Source organism: Halomonas sp. AOP27-A1-41, from assembly GCF_052378605.1.
GTDB lineage: Bacteria > Pseudomonadota > Gammaproteobacteria > Pseudomonadales > Halomonadaceae > Vreelandella > Vreelandella citrativorans.
On record NZ_JBQSXT010000004.1, the window covers coordinates 88,490 to 106,567 of the forward strand.

The 18,078-nt window shown below is 48.9% G+C and carries 16 protein-coding genes; 2 read left to right on the forward strand and 14 right to left on the reverse strand.

The features are described 5' to 3' along the window. Positions 1-22 precede the first annotated feature (22 nt). From ACT3TC_RS04600 to ACT3TC_RS04655, 12 genes are all read right to left on the reverse strand, one after another. Complete coding sequence (locus ACT3TC_RS04600; protein ID WP_444639306.1) at positions 23-529, reverse strand: tripartite tricarboxylate transporter TctB family protein; 507 nt, start codon at positions 527-529, stop codon at positions 23-25. Positions 530-627: 98 nt separating this feature from the next. Then, a complete protein-coding gene (locus ACT3TC_RS04605; RefSeq protein WP_444639308.1) occupies positions 628-1,569 on the reverse strand; it encodes a tripartite tricarboxylate transporter substrate binding protein in 942 nt (313 codons plus the stop codon). 81 nt (positions 1,570-1,650) lie between these two features. After that, the gene (locus ACT3TC_RS04610; protein WP_444639309.1) at positions 1,651-2,991 is read right to left on the reverse strand and encodes an enolase C-terminal domain-like protein; all 1,341 of its coding nucleotides are present in this window, start codon (positions 2,989-2,991) and stop codon (positions 1,651-1,653) included. A 108-nt stretch (positions 2,992-3,099) separates the two neighbouring features. Then, positions 3,100-4,017 (reverse strand): 5-dehydro-4-deoxyglucarate dehydratase, encoded by a 918-nt coding sequence (gene kdgD / locus ACT3TC_RS04615; protein ID WP_444631906.1) that lies wholly within the window; start codon positions 4,015-4,017, stop codon positions 3,100-3,102. Positions 4,018-4,465: 448 nt separating this feature from the next. Continuing rightward, positions 4,466-5,971 carry a tripartite tricarboxylate transporter permease gene (locus ACT3TC_RS04620; protein WP_444639310.1) on the reverse strand — a complete coding sequence of 502 codons (1,506 nt, stop codon included), beginning with the start codon at positions 5,969-5,971 and terminating at the stop codon, positions 4,466-4,468. After that, positions 5,971-6,417, reverse strand: a complete 447-nt coding sequence (locus ACT3TC_RS04625) for a tripartite tricarboxylate transporter TctB family protein (RefSeq protein WP_444639311.1) — start codon at positions 6,415-6,417, stop codon at positions 5,971-5,973. The genes ACT3TC_RS04620 and ACT3TC_RS04625 overlap by 1 nt, the downstream gene beginning before the upstream one ends. Before the next feature lie 78 nt (positions 6,418-6,495). Further along, positions 6,496-7,470, reverse strand: coding sequence for a Bug family tripartite tricarboxylate transporter substrate binding protein (locus ACT3TC_RS04630; RefSeq protein ID WP_444631422.1), 975 nt, complete (start codon positions 7,468-7,470; stop codon positions 6,496-6,498). A gap of 458 nt (positions 7,471-7,928) precedes the next feature. Beyond that, complete coding sequence (locus ACT3TC_RS04635; RefSeq protein ID WP_444639312.1) at positions 7,929-9,254, reverse strand: enolase C-terminal domain-like protein; 1,326 nt, start codon at positions 9,252-9,254, stop codon at positions 7,929-7,931. 51 nt (positions 9,255-9,305) lie between these two features. Next, the gene (gene garD / locus ACT3TC_RS04640) at positions 9,306-10,874 is read right to left on the reverse strand and encodes a galactarate dehydratase (RefSeq protein WP_444639313.1); all 1,569 of its coding nucleotides are present in this window, start codon (positions 10,872-10,874) and stop codon (positions 9,306-9,308) included. Further along, positions 10,855-12,414, reverse strand: coding sequence for a tripartite tricarboxylate transporter permease (locus tag ACT3TC_RS04645; RefSeq protein WP_444639314.1), 1,560 nt, complete (start codon positions 12,412-12,414; stop codon positions 10,855-10,857). The genes garD and ACT3TC_RS04645 overlap by 20 nt, the downstream gene beginning before the upstream one ends. A 17-nt stretch (positions 12,415-12,431) precedes the next feature. Continuing rightward, complete coding sequence (locus ACT3TC_RS04650) at positions 12,432-12,866, reverse strand: tripartite tricarboxylate transporter TctB family protein (protein WP_172118080.1); 435 nt, start codon at positions 12,864-12,866, stop codon at positions 12,432-12,434. Positions 12,867-12,982: 116 nt separating this feature from the next. Further along, complete coding sequence (locus ACT3TC_RS04655) at positions 12,983-14,038, reverse strand: ABC transporter substrate-binding protein (RefSeq protein WP_444639316.1); 1,056 nt, start codon at positions 14,036-14,038, stop codon at positions 12,983-12,985. 906 nt (positions 14,039-14,944) lie between these two features. Here ACT3TC_RS04655 and ACT3TC_RS04660 point away from each other — a divergent pair. Then, positions 14,945-15,067 carry a hypothetical protein gene (locus ACT3TC_RS04660; RefSeq protein WP_264757783.1) on the forward strand — a complete coding sequence of 41 codons (123 nt, stop codon included), beginning with the start codon at positions 14,945-14,947 and terminating at the stop codon, positions 15,065-15,067. A 95-nt stretch (positions 15,068-15,162) separates the two neighbouring features. Here the strand turns inward: ACT3TC_RS04660 and speG are convergent, their stop codons facing one another. Beyond that, entirely contained in the window at positions 15,163-15,696 is a 534-nt protein-coding gene (speG, locus tag ACT3TC_RS04665; protein ID WP_172118084.1) for a spermidine N1-acetyltransferase, read from the reverse strand. A gap of 64 nt (positions 15,697-15,760) precedes the next feature. Beyond that, positions 15,761-16,975, reverse strand: coding sequence for an NAD(P)/FAD-dependent oxidoreductase (locus ACT3TC_RS04670; RefSeq protein WP_444639317.1), 1,215 nt, complete (start codon positions 16,973-16,975; stop codon positions 15,761-15,763). 81 nt (positions 16,976-17,056) lie between these two features. Here ACT3TC_RS04670 and ltaE point away from each other — a divergent pair, with 81 nt between their 5' ends. Next, entirely contained in the window at positions 17,057-18,067 is a 1,011-nt protein-coding gene (gene ltaE / locus ACT3TC_RS04675) for a low-specificity L-threonine aldolase (RefSeq protein WP_444639318.1), read from the forward strand. Positions 18,068-18,078 lie beyond the last annotated feature (11 nt).

The window sequence follows — 18,078 nt, forward strand, 5'->3', positions numbered from 1 at the left end:
TCTCAGGAAAAGAGCTACCCGCTTAAGTCGGGAGCGGAATTTTGAAAAGAACGGTAAAAACATAAAAAATAGCTACGGCTAATATCGTGGAAAACACCAGGGTAGAGAGAAACGACTTCCATCTCTGAGACATCGAAAGCGTCGACCATACGCCGCTTATCACTACGAATCCCATTATGCAGAAAAAGGTAAAAAGCCCTGTGCTGGCGATATATCCAATTCGTTCAAATGCAAAGATATAGCCCGTCAGCAAGGCCACAACAAACAGCCATTGCGCGATACTTCGTACCTGTAAAGCATGTGGGGTATCCGAATGTATTTGCTTGGCTATCCACCATTGTCGCGCATCTTTAATCAGACACGGAATAGCAAATAGAAATATCAATCCAGATAACAGCTGAGGGAAAAAGGCAGGTGATAAATCCCCTACGATTTCAATGTTGGGTAGCGCTGTAGCTGCCACAAAAGCACTTGCCGAAGCGACCAGTAGAAAAAGATTAAATAGCGGCTTTCCAATATCACGTTCCATTATTCAGACCCCAGCCCCTTCTTAATGGCAGCCCCATCATGTTTTGATTAATGACAAAGCAGCCAAGCCATGGAGGCCTTGGCTGCACAAGAGAGCTTTTAATTGGCTAGATCGCCAGCGGCTTCGCGCATGACGCCTGCGGATTCATTGATGAAAACATCAAGCTCTTCACCGTAAAGAGGCGATAGATCAGTACCCAAGTTGCTGGCTGTTTCTTCATACGAGCCATCGCTTATGATCTGCTGAATCGCCGTCACCCAGCGCTCCTTCACTTCATCAGAAATACCTTTAGGAGCTACAATGCCGCGCCACACGGTAAGCGTAAGATCGTAGCCAGACTCCTGAAAGGTGGGCACATCAGGTAAATTGTCGCTACGTTCGGCGTAAGTAGTCGCAAGCGCATTCAATCGACCGGATTCCAGCGCTGAACGTAGCTCTGCCCCGCCCAGCACTACCGCTTCAACGTGCCCGCCCATAGCGGCGGAGATAGCTTCAGAGCCACCCGGGTAAGGAATAAGGTTGAAGTTGGAATCGGTGCGGTTGGCGATAGCATTAGCGGTAATGTACGCAGAAGAACCGACACCCGACGCCCCGATCCGGATAGCGCTATCTGAAGCGGCTTCCACCAGGCTATCCAGATCCTGGTAAGGGCTATCTTCACTTACCGCGATGAGGTACGGCTCTTCGATAATTTTCGCAATAAAATCAAAATCATCATGCGTAAACGGGACGTTACCCATCGCTTCGAGCGTCAACATTGCATTACTAGCGGCAAGCAATGTATAGCCGTCGGGTTTAGACGCGACCGCACGCGACATGCCCACCGCACCACCGCCGCCCGCAATATTGCGAATGACCAGGGTTTCTCCTAGCTGTTCTTCAAGCAACGGCTGAAGCGCCCGGACAAAGGTATCGTTACCACCACCGGCCGAGAATGGCACAATCATATTGATACTTTTATTAGGGTAATCATTTGCAATAGCCTGACTACCAGCGACAAGCCCTACGGCCAGTGTTAGCGTGCCTAATAATTTTTTCATTGTTAAGTTACCTCTATCTAGCGTTTATAAGCCCAATCACTTTTTGAAGTTATTTCCGGCGACTGGGTCATTCGTACCGACTTAGCGCACTAATGCTGGCCTTTTGGGATCAAAGGTCCAGCCATCAATTAAATGCTGCATCGCCATGGCGTCGTTACGTCCGCCTGCCGGTAAACTGCGATAAAGTTCATGGGCTTTTTCGATCTGATCCATATCAATTTCAATACCCAAACCAGGCGCATCAGTAACCGCCACTTTCCCATCAACGATCTCGGGTGGGTTATGCGTCAAACGAGCATCTCCCTCTTGCCAGATCCAGTGGGTATCCAGGGCCGTCGTACGCCCTACCGCCGCTGCGCCCACGTGAGCAAACATGGCTAACGAAATATCGAAATGGTTATTGGAGTGAGAACCCCAGGTCATACCATGGTCCTGGCAAAGCTGTGAAACTCGCACAGCGCCTGACAGTGTCCAGAAATGCGGGTCGGCCAGCGGTATATCCACCGAGCGCAGCATTAAAGCATGTGCCATTTCACGCCAGTTAGTCGCTACCATGTTAGTTGCCACAGGTAACCCGGTAGCATGACGAAATTCAGCAAGAATCTCTCGACCTGAAAAGCCTTGCTCAGCACCGCACGGATCTTCTGCATATGCAATGACGCCATGCAGATCCTTACAGAGATGAATGGCTTCATTTAGCGACCAAGCGCCGTTCGGGTCGATCGTGGTGCGCGCGTCAGGGAAAGCTTTATGCAGCGCCTTGACCGCTTCTATCTCCTGCTCACCCGGCAGTGCACCACCTTTGAGCTTGAAGTCTTTAAAGCCGTAACGATCATGAGCGGCTTGAGCCAACTCTACAATACGCTGGGGTGTCATCGACGCTTCATCGCGCTGGCGATACCACTCATGACTTACCCCACCTGTACCGCGGCGGAAGTCGAGCGGCGTGGCGTGACCATCGCCAATGAAGAACAAGTATCCCAACACTTCGACGCTATCGCGCTGCTTACCGTTACCCAATAGCTCAGCAACCGGTACGCCTAAGAACTTACCCATTAGATCAAGCAAAGCGGCTTCTAGTGCCGCAACCGCATTGATGCGCAACTCAAAGGTCCAAGACCCCTTACCGAAATCCTCGAAGTCAGCGCTACGGCCCGCATTATTGAGCGAGGAGACCATAGAGCGTAAACGGCTAATCGACTGCCCCACCACAAGCTCTCTTGCCTGCTCAAGTGATTGTTCAATCGTTGCACCGCCAGGGGCCTCGCCGACGCCAACGTTGCCAGCGCTATCCTTCAAAATAACCAGGTTACGAGTGAAGTAAGGCGAATGCGCCCCCCCGATATTGAGCAGCATGCTATCGCGGCCAGCAACAGGTATGACCCGCATTTCGGTTATTGTGGGAGTACTGTGACTTGGCATAAACACTTCTCCATCATTCTACTTCTTCAGCGCGTAACCATTTTAGGTGTCAGCTTTTAAAATCACGAGGGCGGCAAAACGCCAGCCCTCATGAACTAACAGAAATACTTAAAAAGACTTTGCTTTCTCAACCAGTTGCTTAAGCTGACCCATCTCTTGATCATTAGGCATAGTCAGGGGCGCGCGTACACTGCCGCCTGGGTAGCCCACGATGCCAGCTCCTGCTTTAACCAAGCTCACTGCATACCCCGGCGTGGTGTCGCGCAAAGTAACGAAAGGAATGAAAAACTCGCGGGTTACGTTCTTAACGAACTCACTGTCGCCTTGACGCATTGCCTTGTAAAACTTCACGGCCATCTCCGGCACGAAGTTAAAGACCGCCGAGGAGTAGGTGCTTACACCAATGGCCAAGTAAGCTTCAGCAATGATTTCTGCCGTTGGCACGCCGCCCACATAGGCCAAACGGTCACCTAGCGTTTTGATGGTGATGTTCAGCGTTTGCATATCGCCTTTACCATCTTTTAATCCGACCAGGTTATCGCAACGATCGGCTAACGCCTTGACACCATCTACCCCCAGATAACCGTTAGCACGGTTATAATAGATAACACCTAGCTCAGTTGCTTCACAAACACTAGCAGCGTAATCAACAATCCCGGACTGCGAGCACTCGGTAAGATAAGGAGGCATTAACAAAATGCCGTCGGCACCTGCTTCCTGGGCGGCTTTAACCTGTTCTTTCGCCAGCTCGACATTTTGGCCCGCACTCGCAATGACCGGCACATCTCCACCGATGGTTTCAACAGCCACCTTAACAATTTCACGATACTCGTCGATCGTAATATTAAAAAACTCACCCGTACCGCCAGCGACAAAGAGTGCGGTCACTTCATAATCTTTCAACCATAGCAGGCGCTTACGGTAACTTTCAGCATCAAATTTACCGTCAGCATCGAAATCAGTTACAGGGAAGGAAAGCAGGCCGTCAGAAATAGAAGCTTTAAGCGTCGCTTTGGAAAAGTTCATGGTAATCTCCTCATTTTTATACAGTAAGCGAACCTAGACGAGCGGTGACTCGTGTGGCTCAGTCATTTAGTACCGGGTTGAATATTTCAATATCATATAGCCAACATTGTCATACATCATACAAAGTTTCCTCTAGACTTTAGCCTAAGACGGTACTGAATGAGACAAGGTTATCGATCAGAACGTGGAGCTGATAACTGGCTAAGTAACTGAAAATTAATATTAATATCAAAAAACACTAGGCAGCAATGTGCAGATGAACCACGGGCCCTGTCTGAAAATTGCCAGGCTCAGCAATACAGCGTAAAAATCAGCTCAGCTAGCTCTTTAGTAAACTCCGCTTCTTTACCGATTTTACCTTGCTTTCACTCGCCAACTTTTCAGACAGAACCTAAAAACTTCCCAAGCATTAAAAACAACTTTTAAGGCTCAATTTAAAATTAATGCGCTAAAGCTCGCCCTCAACGGGGCTACGCCTTTGCTTAATTGCTGAATAGATTGACCAACATAAAAAAAGTGCTATTAACGCAAAAAAGGTTGCGCTAACAGGTCTTTCTAAAAACACCATCAAATCTCCCCGGCTTATCAACATGGCACGCCGAAAGTTTTCTTCCATCATCGGCCCCAAAATATACCCAAGGAGCAATGGCGCTGGTTCAAAACCCAAGATTAATAACACGCATCCAATAACGCCAAACACAGCCACTAGCATAATATCCATATTGGCATAATTAATGCTATAAACACCGATCACAATAAACAGAATAATTGCGGGGTAAAGTATAGGATAAGGTATTTTCAACAAGCGAACCCATAACCCCACCATCGGTATATTAAGTATCAAAAGAAGTAAATTACCAATTAAAAAACTAACAACTAACCCCCAAAACAAATCAGGGTTATCTGAAATAACATTAGGCCCTGGCGTGATGCCGTGGATTAAAAGCGCGCCGAGCATAAGAGCCATAACTGCATCACCGGGAATACCCAAGGTTAAAGTAGGTATAAAAGCAGATTGAGCTGCTGCATTATTTGCACTTTCAGGCGCAGTAATACCTTCTATCGCCCCTTTGCCGAATTTGGAAGGGTCCTTAGAAACTCTTTTCTCCAAGGCATAGGCTATAAAAGATCCTATTGACGTGCCCGTTCCTGGCAATATGCCAATCCCGGTACCTATTCCAGTACCTCTTAATATAGGAAACACACTATCTTTAACATCACGCTTCGTTGGTAAAAGTGAACGAAACGTAATTTTTTGACCATTTTTTATCTGAGCCACTTTACCAACATTTGCAATGACTTCTGTAACACCAAAAATGCCCATAGCAATGGCTACAATATTGATACCATCATAGAGAAAAGTAAGCCCAAACGTGTATCGTTGAATACCAGTACTTACGTCAGTACCTACCATCCCTAACATAAGACCGAACACGACTGCTGCCAACCCCTTGGCAGGCGATCCCTGCACTAGAATTGCAGCGGCCACGAGTCCAAGCAACATCATGGCAAAATAATCTGCCGAATTAAAAGCAACGGCAAAATTTGCCAAAGGAGGTGCAAAAGCAGCCAGTACAATTACTGTAATAAAGCTACCTACAAACGATGCAATCGTCGTCATAAAAAGCGCAACACCAGCCCGCCCATTTTTCGACATGGGATAGCCGTCCAAACAGATGACAGACGAAGACGGTGTACCAGGCAAATTCAGGAGAATTGCCGCCGTGGACCCACCATACTGTGCCCCATAATAAATGCCAGCTAACATTACGAGCGCCGTTGTAGCGGGTACATAATATGTTAAGGGCAAGAGCATCGAAATAGCAGCGAGGTGGCCAACACCTGGGATAACCCCAATAAACATTCCAATCGTTACGCCCAAAGCGCAATACATAAGGTTTTCAAGGGTAAAAGCAACGGATATACCAAGTGCCAAATTATTTATAATTTCCATTAGAAACTCCAAGGAAAAAGGCGAATTGGCATATTAAGTCCCAGTATAAAGATTAGATACGACATTAGGCATAATGCAAGTGATATCAAAGCCAACCTTACTGGCTTGAACTTTTTCTCACTTAAACCGCACAAAAAAACAAGCGTAACTGTTGAAATGAATAGCCCAGCGGGGTTCATTAAGGAAGCAAACACAACGATGCCTGTAGTAATACAAACTAACGCTCTAACGTTAATTTTCGGAAAATCAGTCGCTGTCTTGGCTGAAAAAGCCATTATCAGAACACCAAGCGCACCAAGAAAACATCCCAAGACTCTTGGCAAATATCCAGGCCCCATGTTTCTCAAAGTTCCTAAACTATAGTCTTGTGCCTGCCAAAGTACACATATCGACAGTACAAGGCACATTAACCCTGCCAGAAAATCTCTATTGGTGAGTACTCTCATCCTTCTTTTCTCTTTTCTTGGGCAACGAGAGTCCTGCTCCAAAGAGCAGGATTCTATTTTTATATTAATAGCTAACAATTATTGTTTAATATCAGACCCAGCAATAAATGCAGTTAACTCTGCCATTTGTTCGGTCATCCATTCCTGTAACTGAGCAGATGTTTCAGAAGGTCGAGCCTGGCCGCCTTGTTGGGCAATTTTTGCTTGTAACTCTTCAGTCGCCAGTATATCCGCAAGCTCTTTCTGAAGGCGTTCAACTACTTCTGGTGGACTGCCTGCCGTTACCAAAATACCTTGATAGGTTCCATCAAGCTCACCCGGAAGTCCTAGCTCACGAAACGTTGGCGTATCAGGGAGCTCCTCTAACCGCTCTTCTCCAGTTACTGCTAGCGCACTCATTTGATCATTTAAAACAAAAGGAAGGGAAGCTGTTGTACCGTTTAATAACATATCACTTTCACCAGACACTACGGCACGCGTAGCATCAGACCCACCTCGATAAGCAATGACCGTCCAATCAAGCCCTAAATCCTGGATTAATCGCTCGGTAGTAATATGATTGTTGGCTCCTACACCGGATGTTGCGACGGCGATATCACCAGGATTATTGCGAGAATACTCGACCAGATCATCAAAGCTTTCAAAATTATGCTGCTGTGACATGCCTAACACATAAGGCGAATAAGAAACCATCGTTACAGGCGACAAGTCGCTTTCAATATCATAAGCAACATTATCAAGTACGCTGGGCGCAGCGAGTAGTGCAGTCAGATCCGAAAGTAAAAGCGTATGCCCGTTAGGGTTTGCTTTAGCCACATAGTCCGCGCCAATATTCCCCCCTGCCCCCGCCTTATTTTCGACAATGACGGGTTGACCAATGGCTTCGGAGAGTTCTGGCGCAATGTAACGTGCAAGAATATCTGAGGTGCCTCCAGGCGCAAACGGAACAACGATCCTAACAGGCCCTTGGAATTCATTAGCTAAAGCGACATTACCGGCTACGATCAGCGATACAGACGCAGCACCTACAAATAAGCTTTTGATATTTATCATGACATCTGCTCCAGGTTGTTAATTTTGTAGTTATGTTAAATTTCGGTATTAATAGTATGCCGCCTCAAACGTCATATGTATTTAATCATACAACCATAACCTAGCGTGGGTTTAATACGTTGAACATACGACTATAGTCCAGACTTAGCCAAATAGTTTGCTCTGCCAACATTCGTACCGGTCAAAGTGATACACGATAATGGCAACAGGAACAGGAACAGGAACAGGAACAGGAACAGGAACAGAAAGTTTTGCTACTCTACACAAATTGTGCAAAGTCACTAATTATAACTTAATGAAATACACCAAGTAAGCTGCAAATTAAAAGCAAAACCACGCTGATTAATAAGCAGCAAACTTGGAAACATCAACTATCTTTTATACAAGCAAGAAAATTATAGTTAACCAAAGCGTAAGAGAAACTTCTAATCGTCTAACATACTAGACTTACCGTTCATTTAACGAACCAATGCTGGGCGTTTAGGATCAAACTTCCAATCAGGAACAAGGAACTGCATAGCCATGGCGTCATTTCGTTGCGTTACATCCAGGGTTTTATAAAGGCGATGTGCTTCCATAAGCTTATCGTCATCCAATTCAATTCCTAAGCCAGGTGTGGTAGGAACCTTAATTTTTCCATCTCGAATTAAAAACGGATTTTTCGTAATACGCTGCCCATCCTGCCAGATCCAGTGGGTATCAATCGCCGTAATCTCTCCAGGGCAGGCGGCCGCAACATGCGTCATCATCGCAAGTGAAATATCAAAATGGTTATTGCTGTGCGAGCCCCAAGTCATACCCCACTCGTTGCATAATTCGCCAACCATGACCGCTCCTTGCATGGTCCAGAAATGGCAATCAGCAAGCGGAATATCCACAGCATTAAGCTGTACGGCGTACTGCAATTGCTTAAAGTCGGTCGCAATCATGTTTGTTGCTGTGGGCAGGCCTGTACGCTTCTTGAACTCAGCCATGGTTTCACGGCCTGAGTAGCTTTCTTCCTGGCCGCAAGGATCTTCTGCATAGCTAAGCAGGTGCTTGATCGGGTCCAGAACACGCACCGCCTCATCAAGCTTCCATGCGCCGTTGGGATCCAGCGTCAAGCGCGCCTCCGGGAAGGCTTCATAAAGGGCGCGAATGCAGTCAGCTTCTTCTTCACCGCGCAGCACACCGCCTTTAAGTTTGAAATCCTTGAATCCGTAACGCTCATAGGCAGCCTTAGCCAAGCCCGCCACGGCGTCAGGCGTTAGCGCTTCCTGATAGCGAACTTCATCCCACGCATCTTTAGGGTCTGATGCTTGAGGATATGGGAGATCGGTTTTGCCAGGATCTCCAAGTAAAAACAAATAACCTAAAGCCTCTACCTCATCGCGCTGACGACCATATTGCCCTAACAAATCGGCGACAGGCAGCTGCAACGTTTGGCCATAAAGGTCTAACAATGCGGACTCGATACCCGTAATAACGTGAACAGCGACTCGTAGATCAAACGTCTGGCGGCCGCGCTCTTCACGGCCATTTTTGGCCAATGCCAAGCGCGCATTATTGAGAGTTTGTTTGATATTGTTGATGCGTGACCCTTCAACGATATCCCGGCACTGTTCCAACCCCTTAAGAATACCGGCACTAGAAGGAATTTCACCTACCCCCTTATTACCGGCGTCATCTTCAAGAATGACAACGCAACGGATAAACCATGGTGCATGGCCGCCGCTCAAGTTGAGCAAGAACCCATCGTAGCCAGCAACAGGAACGACGCTCATGGATTTAATTCTCGGGAACATAAATCACTAACCTCTTGTACTATTAGTCCAGCCAGGATGTCTTTTCCACACTCATGTCACAGGTGCAGGATTAAATAACACTAGATCGTTATGGATACCCAATCGATCAGCAGCGGCTTGCTTGCGCCCACTCGCCACATCGAGAATCAGATGAAAAAGCTCCCATCCAACGTCTTCAATGCTGGCATCACCCGTGGCGATGCGACCGGCGTCCAAATCGATAATGTCGTGCCAACGTCTTCCTAACTGTGAATTAGTGGAGACCTTTAGCACCGGCACCATTGCCAAACCATAGGGCGTTCCACGGCCTGTGGTGAACACCTGCAGGTTCATGCCTGCCGCCAATTGCAGAGTCCCGCAAATAAAGTCGCTCGCCGGTGTAGCTGCAAAGGTGAGCCCTTTACGCCGTAAGCGCTCACCAGGACCAATCACATCCACAATGGGCGAGTTACCCGACTTAATCACCGAGCCAAGCGCCTTTTCAACGACATTACTTAACCCGCCTTTCTTGTTGCCAGGCGAGGGGTTGGCACTACGATCAGCCTGTCCTTGAGAGAGGTAATCATCGTACCAAGCCATCTGTTCAATCAGCGCTTTTCCCACTTCCTTGTTAATAGCTCGCGGCGTTAGCAGGTGGATGGCATCGCGTACTTCCGTGACTTCAGAGAACATCACGCTACCGCCGGCTCTTACGATCAGATCAGTAGCAAAGCCGACGGCTGGGTTCGCAGTGACGCCAGAGAAAGCATCACTTCCTCCACACTGCATACCCACCACAAGATCAGATGCAGGGCAGGTCTCACGACTGCGCTTGTTGAGCCGTTCCAAATGGCGCTCGGCCATGGCTAAAATGCCGTCGACCATGTCACCAAACCCTTCAAAGCTCTCATCCTGAAGACTCAGTACGTTGGCTTCCGGATCGGCGGCTTCGCTGTTTTCATAGATTTTGACCGGGCGATCTTCGAGCAGTGTCGAGGGCTGAAGCTTTTCGCAACCCAATCCGATCACCATGATCTCGTTACCGAAGTTGGGGTTCAGCGCAATATTTTTTAGCGTACGAATAGGCACAATCGCCGCCGGTGCGTTGATCGCCACGCCGCAGCCATAGCTATGGTTGAGCCCGACCACATCATCAACATTGGGAAAGCGTGGCAGCAATTCACGCTTGATACGACTGACTACGTAATCCACGGTGCCGGCCACGCACTGAACGCTGGTGGTAATCCCCAGCACGTTCTTGGTGCCCACGCCGCCGTCCGGATTGCGAAACCCTTCGAAGGTATAGCCTTCGAGCGGTTCGGAAGCTGGCGCCTGTCGCGTGGCCAACGAGAGCTCGTCAAGGCCTGGGGCCGTCGGCAAGCGCACATTGGTTTCATTGACGTGGCCGCCACGCTCGATAGCCACCACGGCGGTGCCGATGACCTCGTTATAGCGAATCACTGGGCTATCCTGGGCAATCGCTGTCAATGCCACCTTGTGGCCCTGCGGAATAGGCATCAAGGTAGTACACCCCTCGCTGATACTCTCACCTTCAGCCAACCCGCCCTGCTCAATCACAATGGCAACATTATCGTTCGGATGTACTTTAATTACGCGCGAATTAGTCATTGTTTGAGCCATGGTGTTTTCCTGAAACGGTGTGCGGGCCCGAGGCTTGGCTTAGCTCCATTTTTTGGCGAGCACGAGACCTGATGCCCATAATGATTGCAAACACCACAGAGGCAGCGATCAAACCCCACAGCACCATGGCAATCGGGCTTTTAGTGAAGAAGACTGAGTAGGTGCCAAAGGACTCAAGGCTTTTTACAAAATATACCTCGGCCTGACTTCCCAGAATAAAGCCGATGATTAGTGGCGCTATTTCAAGGCCGATTTTCTGAATCAAATACCCCAGAACGCCAAAGATAAGCAGAGTCCAAACATCGAACATGATGCCGTAATTAATGGCGTAAGCGCCCACCACGCACATCATCACAATAATGGGATAGAGAATATGTTTGGGCACCATTACCACTTTGGCAATGTACTTGATGGCAAAGAACATCAAAAAGAACATCACGACATTGGCAAGCACCAAAGCCGTCATCATGACGTACCATGTTTCATGATTTTCCGGGATGAACAGAGGCCCGACCTGTATTCCCTGTAGTGTAAAGGCGCCAATCAGTACTGCCGTGGTAGCATCACCTGGAATGCCAAGCGAGAGCAGGGGGATGAGCGCACCACCGGTCAGCGCGTTATTAGCAGACTCCGAGGCGATTAACCCTTGTGGCGCTCCTTTGCCCATCTGAGACGAGTTACGTGCTAGGTTTTTCTCTTGGGTATAGGCGAGAACGGAAGCGGCACTGCCACCCACGCCCGGCAACATCCCCACAAAAGTGCCAATAAAAGAAGAGCGTGTCAGATTCGTCAGGCTGCCCTTAAAGATAGACAGCGAAAACCCACCTTCTTTACCAATTTTAATACGTTGCCCAGCGACATCACGTTTTACGCCTTTTTCAGCCTCCAGCAAAATGGTGGAAATACCGAAAATGCCGATTAGCACCGGAAGCAGCGAGAAGCCTTCAAACAGGTAAGGTTCCATGAAGTCGAACATCAGCCGCGTATGACCATTACCACCGTCAGAAATGCTGTAATCGCCAATGAGGCTTAGCCAGACGCCAATGACGCCGCTAAATATACCGATCAGCATGCTATTTGAAAGAGAGGCAATAACGCTCAATGCCAGCAAGATAATCAGGAACTTCTCTACATAAGAGAATTTGATCGAAAAATCCGCCAGCAGTGGCGCAAACAGGAACAGTACGGCTGCGCTAATAAGACCGCCAATGACAGAGGCAATGACACAAATGCGCAATGCCTTTTCACCCTCCCCTTTACGCGCCATGGGGTAGCCGTCGAAGGTGGTGGTTATCGAAGAAGGCGTACCGGGGATATTCAGAAGTACCGCTGGTACCATACCGCCTGAAATTCCGCCCACATAGAGGCCCAGCAACAGTGCCAAGCCATGGTTCAACCCCAAAGCATAGGTAAGTGGCAGACAGACAGCGACGGCCATGGTAGCCGTCATGCCTGGGATCGCGCCGAAAATGATACCTACAAGGGTGCCAAATCCAACGAGTAGAAAAAAAGTAAAATCGAGAACTGACAAAAATTCCATGGCGGTACTCGCGTCGGTTATGGCAGTGTGATGGTGAATAGCTTGGCGAGCACAAACCAGGCCAGCGTAGGAGCGACAACAGCATTGATGACGACAATAACGAGGGCTTTTTTCGTCCACTCATGCAGATAAAGTAGCGACATGAGAAGTACAAACGCTATTGAGACAAACAGAAAGCCATAGCCCGTATAGGGGAACAGATCACCGACAACCGCCATCAGATAAAAGTACGCGGCTATCAAAGCAAAGGTGCCGAAGAAACGAAAATTGTCTCTTGATTCACCAATAATGGGTAAAGTGCGCTCTCCTCGCTTAACCGCAGCCATAAAGGGGGCTACTTTGGTTATTAGAATCAAGGCAAACAGCCCACCCAGAATCCAGTGGATAATGGTGGGAAAGAATAAGTGTGAAGTCCCGAAATCTATCGAAACACTAAACAGACCTGACTCCATATTTACTCCAGAAGTATTAACACAGCGTGCGTATAAGTAAGGTATATACGCTTGGCCCCTACCCATGCTCAGCGCATGGATAGGGCGCTAGTAACAAGCTACTAGCGCCCGCCCGTTTAGTTGATGTTGCTGATGATGTCTTCGTAGCGGAACATTTTCTCTTGAAGGTATTCAGAAGCCTCTTCTGAAGGCTTGAAGTCAGGAATAAAGAAGGCATTCAGCTGCGCCTCCTGAATGCTGCCTTCGTCATATATTGCAGCAAGCGCCTCATCAATCTGATCTACGATACCTTGGTCCATCTCTTTGTTGTAAATGAAGAAGAACTCTTTATCGAAGGTAAAGTTTTCGTCTTCACCCATGGTGACATTCACATTAGGCTCGACGTATTCAAGAAGTTGCTCGCGGGTCGTCTGGCCAAGCCCCTCTTCCGGCGCCTGCTCGATAGTGCCTTGGCGTGCCGTCAACCATACAAAGCGCATGGCTTTCTGGTCATCTTCGGGTAAACGGGTGTATTGCTCATTGGCCTGGACACTGCCATTAATGACATCGGCTTGACCGTCAAACAGTTGCTGATTTTTATCAGACTGAGAGCCCGTATTAACGGCTACCAGATTGTCTTCCTGCCCGGGGTGCTCAATAGCAATGGCATTTTTCAATGCACTGAAGCCAATCTCGGAAACGCCGCCGGGCTGGATAGCTACGCGCACGGTTTCGCCGTTACCTACCGCCTCGATGATATCGTCGAGTGTCTCATAAGGAGAGTCTTTGGCCACGAGATAGGCGTTACCGGGGTTGATCGCGATAGTCGGCCCAATCGTGTACTTTTCAAAGACATCGTCATAGCCTTGCACGCCATAGAGATGACCAAGATAGGATTGGTCATGAAAGATCATCAGGGTATTGCCCCGAGAATCCCTGTCCAGCGTGCGAAACGCTGAACTTGCGCCTACGGCATCAACCTTCATATTTAAACCGAGGTGCTCGGCTAGACGATCAACTACGATGCTGGCGTTCTGGTAAGTGTCGCCACCAGTAGAAGTAGAGCCAATTACGACGCGGATATTGCCACGCATCTGGGCCTCTTGTGCCATGGCAATGCCAGAGTGCATGGCTAATGCTGCAATCAAGCCAGCAGAGCCAACGCCCATCATTGTTTTCTTTGATAGCAACATAAATTCACCTTTTGCGTTCATTGTTGATTTTATCGGTTTGAAGATACTTATTCGTTGGCACTATCAAAAAACTGCTCCAACGACTTCTGCCATCGATTCAGCACACCTATCTTTACGAAAACCAAGCATTCTTCACAAACCTGCGAATACAGCCGCATCAACTCATTTCATAAGCTAATAAGTGATTAGTTAAAACCTTGAGAGCAGAGTCGCCTCTCACACATGGCTCTATTACGGCTTATCGTCATACATCATACAAACATTATTGCCAAGTACCGAGTGTCGCAAGGTTTATTGCTTAAATTGAGACCAAAGTTTTAACTACACATAACATAGACTTTTGTCTCAAGAAAAAATAAAAAACTATTAAAACAAACGGTTGAACACAGAGTGCAGTGCAGCAAATATAAGCAGCAAAACTATTAGCCATGCTCCAGAAAATAGTGCATGTTGACCCACAGCTAACCAACAGGCCCGATAATAACAGTGCAAGCTCATGCGTTAGCCTAGACAGCACTTAGTGGGAGGCTGCGAGCTACTCCAGGAGTAAGCGCTAACGTAGTGGCGGTGACGGCGCTTTAAAACCGGACATGTGACCATGGGCTTTAGCTTTGGGATTACACGTCAGTTCACCAGCGAACGGCTAAAAAACATCCAATTCCTGGCACCCTGAGGCTTTTTTTATATTGTTTGTGAAAACCTTTTTCATTCAACAATGTAAGCACTCACCCACTCAATCTGTAAGCCATTACTTACAGCCCATCGTCTTTTACCTACAACGTTAGGACTAGCGTCAACCCTCAAAAACGCCTACTATCCTCCGCCGCAGCCAATGCTGCGACGCACAACCAAAAATCCTCATAACAAGAACCGTTGTTAACTCCCCTGCTAACAGGAGTGCATGCTATGCAACACTCAATGACTCAGTACCCGGCCACTAATGCGGACATTATGGAAGTATGGGCACAGCACGCGCTTGCGCAGCGCGCAGCGTTTGATGCCTTTGCCGCTTATCTTTGTGATTACTAAAGCCCGCGGCTGTTTACCCCCTATCAACGCCTCCCCTTGGAGGCGTTATTTTTTTGTACATGAGCAGTCGATTCAAACCATCCATCAGCCAGTCACTAGGTAGCGTCGCTTTCAAGCGCTGCTAAATAAGCCTCCTGCAGGATATACATCCGCTTTACGTCTCGGTATTTGCCGTTGATAAAGAACTCCTGAACCAGATGTCCTTCTTCGATGAACCCACTCTCTTCATAAAGGTGAATCGCCTTAACGTTCTCCACTGCGACGATGAGAAACACCTTATGAAGGTTCAGGATGGTAAACGAGTAGTGTAGGGCCTGGCGGATCAGCGAACGTGCAAATCCTTTTCCCTGATGGTCCGGAGTAATAATGATTTGGAACTCTGCGCTGCGATGGATGTAGTCAATTTCAATCAGTTCCACCAAGCCAATCGCCGTTCCGGTGCTGTCTTCCGCTACAAAACGTCGCTCGGCATTATCATGGATATGTTTGTTATAAAGCTCCTCCAGCTCATCAAATGATTCGTAGGGCTCCTCAAACCAGTACGACATAATACTTTGATTATTATTAAGTTCATGCACAAAGCGCAGGTCGCCACGCTCAAGGGCACGTAAAAATAGCAAGTGGTTCATGGGCGCTGATCTCATCGTGTAACGACAATGTGGGGTGGTAATATCACATAGCCCGTTACGTGGCTTAGATATGGCGTTTAAACGAAAATAACTCTGCCAGCGGATGCGGCTTTCCTTCAATTAAAGCGTGCAGTAGCTTGGCTCCTATCATGCTGTAACTAATGCCGTTTCCGCCGTACGCCATGGCAAAGTGCACGTTTGGCCCATGGGAATCATGAGGACCAAAATAAGGCAGCCCATCGCATGTTTCGGCAAACGTGCCCGCCCAACTAAAGGTAGGATTAATCGTTAACGACGGCCAGAGCGTCTTGACCTTGTCTGCCAACCCCTCGGCTTTTTCCAGTACTCGTTCATCGCGACGCTTGGGAATATCCTGCTCATCATCATCACCGCCCACCAGCAGCCTTCCCTCCTGAGTCGTGCGCAGGTAAAGATAGGGCCGCGCAGACTCCCAGACGAGGGTATGTTTAAGCTCGCCCAGCATGTCAGGCGTTAGCGGGTCGGTAACGAATGCATAGCTGCTCCGGTTTTTAGCCACCGGCTCAGGCAGCCACGCTTGAGACTCATAGCCTGCGGCCACCACAACCTGCTGGCAGTTGAGCGTTGCGCCGTTCGTCAACGTAAGCGCTATATGCTCACCGTGCTGGGTCATGCGTTCCACCTGGGTACGGTCGTATACCTCGCTGCCCCGCGTGGTTATCTTGCCAAACAGCTGATAGACCATTCGATAAGGGTCCATGCGTGCGGCAAGCTCGGTTAAAATAGCGCCTGGCGCATCAAAGCCGTAGCGTTCCAAAAGCGTTGCCTGCTCAAGCCACTTGGCCTTAAAACCATGTTTCTGACGCAGCCAAAGTTCCTCTTTCAACGACGCTACATCTTCCCCACTACTTGCATAATAGAGGCTTTTCTGGCGCTCAAACTCCACATCCTCCAGTTCAAGCGCCAAGGCTTCAAGCTCAAAAATTGATTCGGCACACGCCCGATAGGCAAGCACCGCGTTTGCTTCACCGTAACGCTGGGCAAGCTCGGTCATATGGGTATCAATTTCATACTGCAGCAGTGCGGTACTGGCGGCCGTGCTTCCCCAGCCTATATCGCGACGCTCAACCACCACCACGTGATGGCCGTGCTGGCTTAGTTCATTGGCAATCAGCGCCCCGGTTATGCCACCGCCGATGACGGCCACCTCGCATTGATGGTCATGGGTTAGCTGTGGGAAAGTAGCCAACAGACCGTTCTTTACTGTCCAAAACGGATAGCCGCTTTTAAGATCCATCATGTTCCCTTTGCAACGCTTTTATCGGTAGCTTTAACACTAGTGGGTTAACGTAGAAATCACTTATTTATAAAGGAAATCTTTATGATCGATTTACGCAGTGACACGGTCACCCGACCCGATGCCGCCATGCTAGAAGCCATGATGAGTGCGCCTGTTGGGGATGATGTCTGGGGCGATGATCCAACGGTCAATGCGTTTCAGGAGCACCTTGCCACCTTAACCGGCAAGCAGGCGGCTCTGCTGTTTCCAAGCGGCACCCAGAGCAACCTAGTGGGCCTGATGGCACATTGTGAGCGGGGTGATGAGTATATCGTTGGGCAGTCAGCCCACACCTATCGCTATGAAGGGGGCGGCGCTGCGGTGCTGGGCAGTATTCAGCCACAGCCAATTGAAAATGCCAGTGATGGCAGCCTGCCGTTAGAGAAAATCAGCGCAGCGATTAAAGCCGATGATGCTCACTTTGCCCGCACGCGTCTTTTGGCGTTGGAAAATACCATTGCCGGTAAAGTGCTGCCCGAAGCCTACGTTCATCAAGCCACCGAGTTTGCCCGCTCCCGAGGTTTGGCAACGCATCTGGACGGCGCGCGGCTTTTTAATGCGGCCGTTGCAAGCCAAGTGCCGCTTGAGCAGCTGTGCCGCCCCTTTGATAGCGTTTCACTGTGCTTCTCAAAAGGGATGGGGGCACCGATCGGCTCGGCGTTGATAGGCCCACGAGACTTCATCGAGCGCGCCCGCCGCTGGCGTAAGGTAGCGGGAGGCGGTATGCGCCAGGCAGGAATCATAGCCGCCGCCTGCCAGTATGCGTTAGATAACAATATTCAGGACCTGGCCGACGACCACCGCCGCGCAGCACGCCTGGCCGAAGGCTTGGCCCTGCTTCCCGGTATTGAGGTGACGTCTCAAGCCACCAACATGCTGTTTGTACACATTTCGGAAGAGCACCTTCAGACTCTTTCAACATGGCTTAAACAGCACGATATTTTAATTGAGCTTTTATACGCCACGCGTCTTGTCGTGCACCGCGATATCAATGATGCCGATATCGAAAAGGTACTCGACGTGATGGCCGCTTACTTCAATCAACACCCTTAGGCGTAACGCTT

Excerpts from the sequence above, each read along its gene's own strand:
- ACT3TC_RS04650 (WP_172118080.1), bottom strand. The coding sequence starts at position 12,866 with ATGGAGTCAGGTCTGTTTAGTGTTTCGATAGATTTCGGGACTTCACAC.
- ACT3TC_RS04600 (WP_444639306.1), bottom strand. The coding sequence starts at position 529 with ATGGAACGTGATATTGGAAAGCCGCTATTTAATCTTTTTCTACTGGTC.
- ACT3TC_RS04635 (WP_444639312.1), bottom strand. The coding sequence starts at position 9,254 with ATGTTCCCGAGAATTAAATCCATGAGCGTCGTTCCTGTTGCTGGCTAC.
- ACT3TC_RS04655 (WP_444639316.1), bottom strand. The coding sequence starts at position 14,038 with ATGTTGCTATCAAAGAAAACAATGATGGGCGTTGGCTCTGCTGGCTTG.
- kdgD (WP_444631906.1), bottom strand. The coding sequence starts at position 4,017 with ATGAACTTTTCCAAAGCGACGCTTAAAGCTTCTATTTCTGACGGCCTG.
- ACT3TC_RS04645 (WP_444639314.1), bottom strand. The coding sequence starts at position 12,414 with ATGGAATTTTTGTCAGTTCTCGATTTTACTTTTTTTCTACTCGTTGGA.
- garD (WP_444639313.1), bottom strand. The coding sequence starts at position 10,874 with ATGGCTCAAACAATGACTAATTCGCGCGTAATTAAAGTACATCCGAAC.
- ltaE (WP_444639318.1), top strand. The coding sequence starts at position 17,057 with ATGATCGATTTACGCAGTGACACGGTCACCCGACCCGATGCCGCCATG.
- ACT3TC_RS04660 (WP_264757783.1), top strand. The coding sequence starts at position 14,945 with ATGCAACACTCAATGACTCAGTACCCGGCCACTAATGCGGACATTATG.
- ACT3TC_RS04670 (WP_444639317.1), bottom strand. The coding sequence starts at position 16,975 with ATGATGGATCTTAAAAGCGGCTATCCGTTTTGGACAGTAAAGAACGGT.
- ACT3TC_RS04610 (WP_444639309.1), bottom strand. The coding sequence starts at position 2,991 with ATGCCAAGTCACAGTACTCCCACAATAACCGAAATGCGGGTCATACCT.
- ACT3TC_RS04625 (WP_444639311.1), bottom strand. The coding sequence starts at position 6,417 with ATGAGAGTACTCACCAATAGAGATTTTCTGGCAGGGTTAATGTGCCTT.
- ACT3TC_RS04605 (WP_444639308.1), bottom strand. The coding sequence starts at position 1,569 with ATGAAAAAATTATTAGGCACGCTAACACTGGCCGTAGGGCTTGTCGCT.
- ACT3TC_RS04620 (WP_444639310.1), bottom strand. The coding sequence starts at position 5,971 with ATGGAAATTATAAATAATTTGGCACTTGGTATATCCGTTGCTTTTACC.
- speG (WP_172118084.1), bottom strand. The coding sequence starts at position 15,696 with ATGAACCACTTGCTATTTTTACGTGCCCTTGAGCGTGGCGACCTGCGC.
- ACT3TC_RS04630 (WP_444631422.1), bottom strand. The coding sequence starts at position 7,470 with ATGATAAATATCAAAAGCTTATTTGTAGGTGCTGCGTCTGTATCGCTG.